This is a genomic window from Simplicispira sp., assembly GCF_028687295.1.
In the GTDB taxonomy this organism is placed as follows: domain Bacteria; phylum Pseudomonadota; class Gammaproteobacteria; order Burkholderiales; family Burkholderiaceae_C; genus Simplicispira; species Simplicispira metamorpha.
The window spans coordinates 1-10,610 of sequence record NZ_JAQUAL010000114.1; the positions used below are offsets into that span (position 1 = coordinate 1).

The window sequence follows — 10,610 nt, forward strand, 5'->3', positions numbered from 1 at the left end:
TGGCACAGCTGTGGCTTATCAAAAAACATAGCTGCTAGCGCCCGTCTGGTGGGCGTTAGAGGCCGATTGGGCTTAAAAATCGGCCTTCCCTGCATTGGTTTTGGATGACGCTGATGACTGAATGGACAAATCCCCCGAACGCGGCGCAACTCCAGAGCGCTGACCCCGCCGATTGGCCCGTGGCCAGCGGCTGGCAGCCGCTGGTGGACGGCTTTTTTGCCAGCACCGAGGGGCGCCAGCTGCTGGCCTTTTTGCAGGCGCGCTTGCAGGCCGGGGCCACCATCTTTCCGCCCCGGCCCCTGCGCGCGCTGGAACTGACGCCGCCGGAAAGCGTGCGCGTGGTCATCCTCGGCCAAGACCCCTACCACGGGCGCGGCCAGGCCGAGGGGCTGGCGTTTTCGGTGGCGCCGGGCGTGGCGCTGCCGCCGTCGCTGCGCAACATCTTCAAGGAATTGCAGCGCGATCTGGGCACGCCGCCCCCGGCGTTTCCGCAGCCCGGCGGCAGCCTGGTCAAGTGGGCGCAAAACGGCGTGCTGCTGCTCAACACCTGCCTGACGGTGGAAGAGGGCCAGCCCGCCAGCCACGCAGGCCGGGGCTGGGAGCGGCTGACCGATGCCGTCATCCGCCAGGTGGCGCAGGGGCCGCGGCCCGTGGTGTTCATGCTGTGGGGGGCGCACGCGCAGTCCAAGCGCGCGGTGATTCCGGCAGACCGGGGCCATCTGGTGCTGTGCGCCAACCACCCCTCGCCGCTGTCGGCGCTGCGCCCGCCGGTGCCGTTTATCGGCTGCGGGCATTTTGGCCAGGCGCGGGCGTTTCGGCTGGCGCACGCCTAGCACCGTGCCAACGCCCCACGGGCAATCGGCACGCGCATGGGCCACGCAGCGTGGTGCAAGGGTGCTGAAAGCCGCTGCGTGACAATGCGCGCTTGCATTTCACCACCCCCCAGGAGACACCCATGGATCGCACATTTTTGGACATGCCCGACAGCCAGGGCTACTTTGGCGAGTACGGCGGCCAGCTGATTCCGCCAGAACTCAAGGCCGTGATGGACGACATCAACACCGCCTACGACCAAGTGCGCCAGACGGCGGCCTTCCAGGACGAGCTGGCCGAGCTGTACGCCCACTATGTGGGCCGCCCCAGCCCGATTTTTCATGCCAAGCGGCTGTCGCAGCGCCAGGGCGGCGCGCGCATCGTGCTCAAGCGCGAAGACCTCAACCACACCGGCGCGCACAAGATCAACCACTGCCTGGGCGAGGCGCTGCTGGCCAAGCACATGGGCAAGACCAAGGTGCTGGCCGAAACCGGCGCGGGCCAGCACGGCGTGGCGCTGGCCTCGGCCTGCGCGCTGGTGGGCATTGACTGCGAAATCCACATGGGCGAGATCGACATCGCCAAAGAGCACCCCAACGTCACCAAGATGAAGATTCTGGGCTGCAAGCTGGTGCCGGTGTCGCGCGGCACGCGCACGCTGAAAGATGCGGTGGACAGCGCGTTCGAGGAGTACCTGAAAGACCCCGTCAACTTCTTCTACGCCATCGGTTCGGTGGTGGGGCCGCACCCGTTTCCGAAGATGGTGCGCGACTTCCAGAGCATCGTCGGGCGCGAGGCGCGCGCTCAGTGCCTGGCCCAGCATGGCCGCCTGCCCGACATGGTGGTGGCGTGCGTGGGCGGTGGCTCCAACGCCATGGGCATCTTCACCGAATTTTTGCCTGACGACGCGGTGCAGCTGGTGGGCGTGGAGCCCGCAGGCCGGGGGCTGGACACGCCCGACCACGCCGCCACCATGGCGCGCGGCACCAAGGGGGCCATCCACGGTTTTGCCTGCTACACGCTGCAAGACGCGCAGGGCGAGCCGCTGCCGGTGTATTCCATCGCCTCGGGGCTGGACTACCCTGGTGTGGGCCCGCAGCACTGCCACCTGAAAGACATTGGCCGCGTGCAGTACGAGTCCATCACCGACGACGAGTGCCTGGATGCGTTCATGGTGCTGTCGCGCACCGAGGGCATCATCCCCGCGCTGGAGAGCGCGCACGCCGTGGCCTACGCCATGAAGGTGGCCAAGACCATGGCGCCCGAGCAGACCATCCTGGTCAACCTCTCGGGGCGCGGTGACAAGGATGCGGATTTCGTGGCCCAGCATCTGGGGCTTTGATGTGTACGGCGTCTGGCTCCTTGTTGAGTGTGGGAGCCGGGATTCGCCCCGGCGGGCGCCTCACTTTCTTTTGCTTCGCCAAAAGAAAGTAAGCAAAGAAAAGGCGACCCTGCTGTGCGTGACCCCGCTGCTGCGCAGCGGGGCAGCCTGCGATGCTCACGCCGGGCGGGGGCCGCGCAAACTCGCCTTCGGCTCAAACAGCGCGCGGCCCTGATCCGCCCGGCGCTGCGCTTCTCGGCACGCCCAGAAGGGGTGGTGGGGGTCAGAACAGCCGAACATCCACTCGGGCCATTGCTGCGCTCGGCCCAACATCCGCGCGGCAAACGGCAAACGGCAAACGGCAAACGGCAAACGGCAAACGCCACACGCCACACGCCACACGCCACACGCCACACGGCGCGCAGCGCCTGTGCCATCCAGGCCGAGCGCAGCGATGGCCCGTATGGATGTTCTGGGGCGTTTCAATCCCCTGTGACTGCGCCTGGGCCGGGGTGCTTGCGGGGTGGCGGGTGTGCCGCAGGACACACCCGCAGCGTGGACTGACTCGCCGTGGTTGTCCGAGCGCAGCGCCGCAGGCGCGCAGTGAGTTCCACGGCGCACCCCGCAAGTGCCCCGGCGCAGGTGTGCCCCAGCGCTGCGCGCTGGGGTCGCAGTCGTGGGGTCGCTTTTCTTTTGGGTACGTTTCTTTGGCGAGACAAAGAAAAGTACCTCGCCCGCCGGGGCGAGACCCGGCTCCCGCCCTCAGCCCTTGGCACGCTCCAGCAGCATGGCATCGCCGTAGCTGAAGAAGCGGTACCCGCGCGCGATGGCGTAGCGGTACAGCCCCATCACCGGCACATACCCGGCAAAGGCGCTCACCAGCATCATCAGCGTGCTTTTGGGTAGGTGGAAGTTGGTCAGCAGCACGTCCACCACCTGAAAATCAAAGCCCGGCGTGATGAAGATGTTGGTGTCGCCCGAGGTCTGGCCGCTGCGCGCCCATGATTCAAGCGTGCGCACGGTGGTCGTGCCCACGGCCACCACGCGGCCACCGCGCTGGCGGCAGCGCTCCAGGGCAGCCAGCGTGGCCAAGGGCACGTCGTACCACTCGCTGTGCATCTGGTGCTCGGCCAGGTTTTCTGTCTTCACGGGCTGGAAGGTGCCTGCGCCCACGTGCAGCGTGACGCTGGCGGTCTCAATGCCGCGCGCAGCCAGGTCGGCCAGCACGCCCTCGTCAAAGTGCAGCGCGGCCGTGGGTGCAGCCACGGCGCCGGGGGCGCGGGCAAACACGGTCTGGTAGCGCTGGGCGTCTTCGGCCTCGTCGGGGTCGTGGGCCTGGTTTTGCTGGCGCTCGATGTACGGCGGCAGCGGCAGGTGGCCGTGGCGCTCCATCAGCTCCCAGGGCGATTCGCCCGCCGCGCCGCGCAGCGCAAAGCGAAACAGCGGGCCGTCTTCGTCGGGGTAGCGGCCCAGCAGCGTGGCCTCAAAGCCGCCCTGGTGCAGGCCGCCGGCCAGGTGGATGCGCGCGCCGGGCAGGGGCTTTTTGCTCACTTTCAGGTGGGCCACCACCTCGGCGCCATCGAGCACACGCTCGATCAGCAGTTCGAGCTTGCCGCCGCTGTCTTTCTCGCCAAACAGCCGCGCCTTGAGCACGCGGGTGTCATTGAACACCAGCAAATCGCCTGCGCGCAGCAGGCCGGGAAGCTCTTTGAAGATGCGGTCGGCGGGCTGGGCCGCGCGGCCATCGAGCAGGCGCGAGGCGCTGCGCTCGGGCGCGGGGTGCTGGGCAATCAGCTCGGGGGGCAGAGAAAAATCGAAATCGCTGAGGGTGAAGGGGGCAGGCGTAGCGGTCATGGTGCTGGAGGGCTGGACAGGCCCGGGCCAAGGCAGAAAAAAACGCGCGCCAGGCACGCAGTGCGTGTGGCGTGGTGGCGGGCGCAGGGGTACGGGGCGCGATTGTCCCACGGCGGGTGTCCCATAATCGCCTGCCTGCCGCAGGCCGCACCGGGGGGTGTGGCCCGGTTTTTTTCTGTTTTGCTCCTCTGCACGCTGCCTCGCCACAAGGAACCTCCATGCCGCTCGTCGTTTTCAACCAGAAAGGGGGGGTGGGCAAATCCACCATCACCTGCAACCTGGCCGCCATCAGCGCCAGCCAGGGCCTGCGCACCCTGGTGATCGACCTCGACCCGCAAGGCAACTCCAGTGCCTACCTGCTGGGCGGCGCCCCTGCGCCCGACCAGCCCAGCGTGGCGCAGTTTTTTGAGCAGACGCTGAGCTTCAGCTTCCGGCCCGTGCCGACCGCCGATTTTGTCGTGCCCACCCCGTTCGAGAACCTGCACCTGATGGCGTCCAGCCCGCTGCTCGATGAATTGCAGCCCAAGCTGGAATCGCGCCACAAAATCTACAAGCTGCGCGAGGGCTTGCAGCAGCTGGCCGCCGACTTTGACCGCATCTACATCGACACGCCGCCGGCGCTGAACTTCTACACCCGCTCGGCGCTGATGGGGGCCTCGGGCTGCCTCATTCCGTTCGACTGCGATGATTTCTCGCGCCAGGCGCTCTATACGTTGCTGGCCAACGTGCAGGAAATCCGCGCCGACCACAACCCCGACTTGCAGGTCAAGGGCATTGTGGTCAACCAGTTCCAGGCCCGCGCCAGTTTGCCCCGGCGGCTGGTGCAGGAGCTGATCGACGAAGGCTTGCCGGTGCTGCAACCGTACCTGCCGTCGTCGGTCAAGGTGCGCGAGTCGCACCAGCAGAGCCTGCCCATGGTTCACCTGGAGCCGCGCCACAAACTGACGCTGGCGCTGCTGGCGCTGCACGAAGCGCTGGGGTGATGCGCGGGCAGGGGCGCCCTGTACAGACGGGCGAGGCTCCTGCCGGGTGAATGCGCTGGCCTGGCGCAACCAGGCCCTGGAGGGACTGGCGCCTGGCGCGCTGGCCATTGCACAAAGACGGGATGGAATCGCTATGGATACGTTTGTCTGGGACCAGAACTTTGTCACCGGCCTGCCCGAGGTGGATGAGCAGCACCACGCGCTGGTGGACTTGTTCAATGAACTCAGCCGCTCGCTGTTTTTGTCCGACGCCAGCCGCGAAGTGGTGTTGAACGACACCTTTGACCGCCTGGTGGCCTACACGCAATACCATTTCCGCGATGAAGAAGCGCTGATGCAGGCCCAGGGCGTGGATGAGCGCCATGTGGCCGCGCACCGCAGCCTGCACCACCAGTTTGTGGCGCAGGTCAACAGCATGTGGAGCCAGCGCGCCCACATGGCCGATCCGGCAGAAACCTTTGTGGGTTTTCTGACCTCGTGGCTGGGGCTGCACATTCTGGGCATAGACCAGTCGCTGGCGCGCCAGATTGCGCTGATCCGCCAGGGCGTACCCGCCGCGCAGGCCTTTGACCAGGAGACTTTGGGCCACGACAACGGTACCCAGGCGCTGCTGAAAATGATTGGCAAGCTCTACCACGTGCTGTCGGCGCAGAACACCGAGCTGGCCCAGGCCAACCTGCGCCTGGAAGAGCGCGTGGCCCAGCGCACCCGCGAGCTGGCCCGCGCCAACGACGATTTGCAGCAGGCCAACACGCGCCTGGAGGCGTTCTCGCGCACCGACGGGCTGCTGCAAATTGCCAACCGCGCGTATTTCAATGACCGCCTGGCGCAGGCCTGCGCGGCCGCCGTGCGCCGACAAACGCCGCTGGGCCTGTTGATGATCGACGTGGACTTCTTCAAGCGCTACAACGACAGCTATGGCCACCAGGCCGGTGATGTCTGCTTGCAGGCCGTGGCCCGCGCGGTGCAGCAGGCCACCCAGCGCACCACCGATCTGGTGGCGCGCTATGGCGGCGAGGAGCTGGCCGTCATCCTGCCCGACACGGATGCCCAGGGCGCCGCCGCTGTCGCCCAGCGCGTGGTGGCCGGTGTGGCTGCGCTGGCGCTGGAGCACCGGGCGTCGGATGTGGCGCCCCATGTCACCGTCAGCGTGGGCGCGGCCAGCCAGGTGCCGCCCGAGGCCGATGCCGCCAGCGCCCTGGTGGCCAGCGCCGATGCCGCGCTCTACCGCGCCAAGGGCGCCGGGCGCAACCGCTGGCTGCTGGCCGAGTAAAGTCCGGTCAAAATATCAAAGAAAATCGGTCCCAAAGCGCCGTGCAGTAAGCGCTATAAGCTATCAAACTAGTAGCGTCTGGTGGGGGTTCTCAGGGGCCAGTGGGGCCAGGTCGGTGGCTTGCCGTGGGGTGCTGGGCGCCTCCACCATGCCGGGGGCGTAGAACACCCAGCGGTTGCGTCCACCCTGCTTGGCTTGGTACATGGCCTGGTCGGCGTAGCGCAGCAGGGTTTCGGCATCGTTGCCGTCTTGCGGGTGCAGGGCAATGCCGATGCTGGCACCCACCTGCACGGTGTGGCCATGCACCACGATGGGTTCACGCACGGCTTGCAGCAGCCGCCCGGCGGTGCGTTCGCACTCGGCCAGGTTGGGCAGGCCGTTGAGCAGGATGACGAACTCATCGCCGCCCTGCCGGGCCACGGTGTCGTCGGTGCGCACATGGGCTTCCAGGCGGCGGGCCACGATGACCAGCAGCTCATCACCGGCCTCGTGGCCATGGGTGTCGTTCACGGCCTTGAAGCCATCCAAATCCATGAAGCACACGGCCAGCCGGTGCTGCTCGGGCTGCACGCGCGCCATGGCCTGCGCCAGGCGATCGGCCAGCAAGGTGCGGTTGGGCAGGCGCGTCAGCGGATCGAAATGGGCCAGCAGCTCCAGGTGCTCGTTCTGGTGCTTGCGCTCGGTCACGTCGCTGAACACGTTGATGTAGTGCGTGACCTCGCCCGCGTCGTCGCACACGGTGTTCAGCGTGCTGGCGATGGCGTACAGGCTGCCGTCGCTGCGCCGGTTCCAGAACTCTCCCTGCCAGTGTCCGTGCGCGCGCAGGGCCGCCTCCATGTCCTGGTATTGCTCCCGGTTCTTGCTGCCCGCAGACAGCAGGCTGGGCTTGCGCCCCAGCACTTGCGCCCCGGTATAGCCGGTGATGCGCGTAAAGGCGGGGTTCACGTCGATGATGCGCCGCTGGGCATCGCACACCATCACGCCGTCGTGGGTCTGGGCCACCACGCTGGCCGTCAGGCGCAGGGCGTTTTCTGCCGCTTTCTGGGCGGTGATGTCCTGCTTGATGCCCATGTAGTGGGTGGTGCGGCCTGCTGCGTCGATCAGTGGCGCTACGGTGGCGCTTTCGATGTAGAGGCTGCCGTCCTTGCGCCGGTTGACGAATTCGCCCTGCCACACCTGGCCAGCGCACAGCGCCGCCCACATGGCCGTGTAGATGCTTTGGGCCGTCTGGCCCGATTGCAGCACGCGCGGGTTGCGCCCCAGTACCTCTTGCGGGGTGTAGCCCGTGGAGCGAAAGAACTGCGGGTTGGCGTATTCGATGGCTGGTTCGGTGGAGGTGATGACGATGCTGGTCGGGCTTTGCTCCACCGCCAGCGACAGTTTGCGGATGGTGGCCGCATCGGCCTGCAAGCGCGACAAATCGCGCAGTACGCCGACGTAGTTCACCACCTGGCCCTGGTGGTCGCGCACGGCGCTGATGGCCAGCCAGCCGGTCAGGGGCGTGCCATCTTTGCGCCGTTCCTGCACTTCGCCCTGCCAGGTGCCGTGGCTGCCCATGCCAGCCCACAGCTCGGCAAAGTTGGTGGGGGCGGGCAGGCCATCGACCCATTCGCCCAGTTTGCGCCCTTGCACTTCCTGGGCGCTGAAGCCCAGCCCCTGCTCAAACGCCGGATTGACGGTCAGTACCCGCCCCTGGCGGTCGGTGATGGCGATCAGGTCGCTGGTGTGCGAGAACACGCTGGCGGCCAGGCGGCTTTCTTCCAGGTGGCGCTCTTCGCGCGTCAGGGTGCGCTGCACGCGCCAGGTCAGGGCGCCCGTGACCAGCAGCAGCGCAGCCAGGGTCAAGGCCGCAATCAGTGTCAGGCTGCGTGTTTGCCGCTCCCAGGGGCGCAGCACCTCTTGGCGCGGGGTCTGCGACAGCACAAACCAGGGGTGGCTGCGCGAGGTGCGAAAGGCCGCCAACTGCTGCCCCTGGCCATCGGCCTGCGCCCACTGTGCGGTGCCGATCTGGCGCTCCAGAATGTGTTCCAACCGGCCCTGCGGGGCCAGCACGGTGCCGGGTTGCTCATCTTCAGCACAGGAAAACAGCAGCGTGCCGTCGTCGGCATAGATGCTGTGGTGCAGTGGCGCAGACATCTGGCGGTGCAGTGCCGGGTTGATGAAGTAGTCGCTGTTGATGGCGGCCACCAGCAGCCACTGTGGCGCCTCGGGCAGCACCAGGGTGACGGGGAAAAAGCCCGCATCCACCACCGGCCCTGGCTGGCGTTCGTGCGGCCAGGGGCTGCCGTCGGCAAAGTCACGCCCGCGCCAGGGATGGCCAAAGCGCAAAACACCCGCCGTGCCCGGCACGACCTGGGGCAGCAGTGGGTCCAGGTGCAGTTGACGCCCCAGGTTGGCCGCGTGGGTGCTGATGACCACTGTGCCCTGCGCGTCCAGGGCCGAGAGGGAGCGCAGATACGGCAGCTTGTGTTGCAGTGCCACCAGGGCGTCTTTCAGCTGCTGCGGCTCGCCTGAGAGGTCGGGGTGCTCGGCCGCCAGGGCGCGCAGGTGCATGTGCAGCAGGTTGAAGCTTTGCGTCAGGTGGTCTTCCAGGCTGCGCGTCTGCTCCTGGGAGTGGTGGAGCATGTTGTCCAGCGCCAGGCGCCGCAAGTGCGCGCTGGTGGCCCACACCCCTGCGGCCACGGCCAGCGCCAGCAGCAGCTGCAAACCGACCAGCAGCAAAAGCGGGCTGCGCGCCAGGCGCTGCGGTGCGGACACGCGCGCCGCAGCGCGCTCTGGCAAGGGCCACAGGGGTGCGGACATACGGGCGCTGTTCAGTCGAGTACGACGATGGGGTCAAGCTTGTGTTTGCGCGCAGCAGCCAGCAGGCGGCCATCGCGTTTGATGGCTTGCATGAACTGTTCCAGGCGTTCGTGCCAGGCGTCGTCGCCGGGCTTGATGGCCCAGGCATAGGAGGTGATGTGGTACGTGCCGGAGGGGGCCACCAGCCGCGCCCAATCAGTGGTTTCCAACATGCGGCGCGAGTACGGGAAGTCGGTGATGAACACATCGGCGCGCCCCGAGAGCACTTCCTGCTCGCGTGCGTGCGGGGTGGCCGGGGCGATGAGCTCGGCGTTTTTCAGGCGCTCACGCATCAAGGGCTCGTGCAGCGTGCCCTTGGCCACGGCCACGATGGTGCCCGGTTGGTCGATGTCGGCCCAGGTGCGGATTCTGCGGTTGCTGCGCGTGGTGATGGCCATCACGTCGCTGGCCAGATAGGGCCGCGTAAAGCGCAGCACCTGCTGGCGCTGCGGGATGATGCCAATGGCAAACATGGCCACGTCGCAGCGTGCTTCCAGCACATCGGGCACCAGGCGGGCAAAGGAGCTGTCCACAAATTGCACGCTGGTGCCCAGGTCGCGCGCCAGCTCGTGCGCCAGGTCGATGTCAATGCCCGTGAGCTGCTGCGTGCGCGGGTCGCGCAGCGAGATGCTGTAGTAATCCGGCCAGATGCACACCCGCACCTGCCCCGTGGCTTGAATCTGGGCCAGGCGGCCGGGGGCCGGGGCCTGGGCGCCAGCAGTGGCCCCCAGGCTGGCCACGACCAAACCAAGCGCCCAGAGCGTTGCGGAGGGTTTCATGAGGGTGTTGCGGTGGTGTGTGGGCCTGGGGTGCGCAGGGGGGCTGTAGGCCAGCCGGTGGTCTGTGCTGTTTGAATATGAAGCCAAATCGGCCTGTAGCGCCCGCACAGTAAGCGCTTGCAGCTATGGTTTTGATAGTGATTGCCGGAAATCATCAGGGCGCTGCCAGATCGGTGGGCTGTGCCTGGGCCGGGGCCACCTGGGGCAGCAGCCGGGCGATGTCGGCTGCCTGCGCCAGCGCTGTGCCGGGCGAGAGCAGGGCGGCGGCCCCGGCGGCAATGCCCCAGCGCAGGGCTTCGGGTGGCGGCGTGCCGCGTTCCAGTGCAAACACCAGCGCCGCCAGAAAACAATCGCCCGCACCAGTGGTGCCGGTGCGGGCGGGCACGGCCAGCGCATCGACCTGCCAGACGCCCGCCGCGCTGGCCAGCACCGCACCCTGCGCCCCCACCGACAGCGCCACCAGCTGCGCCTGGCCGCTGTGCACCAGCGCCTGGGCGCCCGCGCACCATTGGGCAGGCGTTTGCAGCGGCAAGCCGGTGAGTTCGCGCAGCTCGCGCAGGCTGGGCTTGAGCAGGTACACCCCGGCCTGCAAGGCTGCTGCCAAGGCATCCCCTGACGTGTCCAGCACCAGGTGCTGGCCCTGGGCGTGGGCCTGCCGGGCCAGGCGGGCATAAAAATCCACCGGCATGCCCGGCGGCAGGCTGCCGCTGGCCACCAGCCAGCGCGCTGCGGGTGCGGCGTTGTTC

The 10,610-nt window shown here is 67.5% G+C and carries 8 protein-coding genes; 4 read left to right on the forward strand and 4 right to left on the reverse strand.

Annotated elements, in window-relative coordinates:
* Window positions 1-113 precede the first annotated feature (113 nt).
* Both PHX69_RS12075 and trpB read left to right on the forward strand, forming a co-directional pair.
* Window positions 114-833: a uracil-DNA glycosylase gene (locus PHX69_RS12075; RefSeq protein WP_502958524.1), complete on the forward strand. Its 720-nt coding sequence runs from the start codon at window positions 114-116 to the stop codon at window positions 831-833.
* Window positions 834-955: 122 nt separating this feature from the next.
* A complete protein-coding gene (trpB, locus tag PHX69_RS12080; RefSeq protein ID WP_119012390.1) occupies window positions 956-2,155 on the forward strand; it encodes a tryptophan synthase subunit beta in 1,200 nt (399 codons plus the stop codon).
* 741 nt (window positions 2,156-2,896) lie between these two features.
* Here trpB and queA read toward each other — a convergent pair.
* Window positions 2,897-3,988 carry a tRNA preQ1(34) S-adenosylmethionine ribosyltransferase-isomerase QueA gene (queA, locus tag PHX69_RS12085; protein ID WP_119012389.1) on the reverse strand — a complete coding sequence of 364 codons (1,092 nt, stop codon included), beginning with the start codon at window positions 3,986-3,988 and terminating at the stop codon, window positions 2,897-2,899.
* A 218-nt stretch (window positions 3,989-4,206) separates the two neighbouring features.
* Here queA and PHX69_RS12090 point away from each other — a divergent pair, with 218 nt between their 5' ends.
* Together PHX69_RS12090 and PHX69_RS12095 are read left to right on the forward strand one after the other, a co-directional pair.
* Complete coding sequence (locus PHX69_RS12090; protein ID WP_288043953.1) at window positions 4,207-4,971, forward strand: ParA family protein; 765 nt, start codon at window positions 4,207-4,209, stop codon at window positions 4,969-4,971.
* 133 nt (window positions 4,972-5,104) lie between these two features.
* A complete protein-coding gene (locus PHX69_RS12095) occupies window positions 5,105-6,244 on the forward strand; it encodes a GGDEF domain-containing protein (RefSeq protein ID WP_288043955.1) in 1,140 nt (379 codons plus the stop codon).
* Between the two features lie 63 nt (window positions 6,245-6,307).
* On the opposite strand, the gene PHX69_RS12100 is transcribed toward PHX69_RS12095, so the two are convergent.
* From PHX69_RS12100 to PHX69_RS12110, 3 genes are all read right to left on the reverse strand, one after another.
* Window positions 6,308-9,046 carry a sensor domain-containing diguanylate cyclase gene (locus PHX69_RS12100; RefSeq protein ID WP_288043957.1) on the reverse strand — a complete coding sequence of 913 codons (2,739 nt, stop codon included), beginning with the start codon at window positions 9,044-9,046 and terminating at the stop codon, window positions 6,308-6,310.
* 11 nt (window positions 9,047-9,057) lie between these two features.
* Window positions 9,058-9,864: an ABC transporter substrate-binding protein gene (locus PHX69_RS12105; RefSeq protein ID WP_288043959.1), complete on the reverse strand. Its 807-nt coding sequence runs from the start codon at window positions 9,862-9,864 to the stop codon at window positions 9,058-9,060.
* Between the two features lie 154 nt (window positions 9,865-10,018).
* Window positions 10,019-10,610: 1-phosphofructokinase family hexose kinase (locus PHX69_RS12110; protein WP_288043962.1), on the reverse strand; the 592-nt coding region annotated here is incomplete at its 5' end.

Bases quoted from the DNA above. Each gene is read 5' to 3' on its own strand.
- PHX69_RS12100 (WP_288043957.1), bottom strand. From the start codon at position 9,046: ATGTCCGCACCCCTGTGGCCCTTGCCAGAGCGCGCTGCGGCGCGCGTG.
- queA (WP_119012389.1), bottom strand. From the start codon at position 3,988: ATGACCGCTACGCCTGCCCCCTTCACCCTCAGCGATTTCGATTTTTCT.
- PHX69_RS12090 (WP_288043953.1), top strand. From the start codon at position 4,207: ATGCCGCTCGTCGTTTTCAACCAGAAAGGGGGGGTGGGCAAATCCACC.
- PHX69_RS12105 (WP_288043959.1), bottom strand. From the start codon at position 9,864: ATGAAACCCTCCGCAACGCTCTGGGCGCTTGGTTTGGTCGTGGCCAGC.
- PHX69_RS12075 (WP_502958524.1), top strand. From the start codon at position 114: ATGACTGAATGGACAAATCCCCCGAACGCGGCGCAACTCCAGAGCGCT.
- trpB (WP_119012390.1), top strand. From the start codon at position 956: ATGGATCGCACATTTTTGGACATGCCCGACAGCCAGGGCTACTTTGGC.
- PHX69_RS12095 (WP_288043955.1), top strand. From the start codon at position 5,105: ATGGATACGTTTGTCTGGGACCAGAACTTTGTCACCGGCCTGCCCGAG.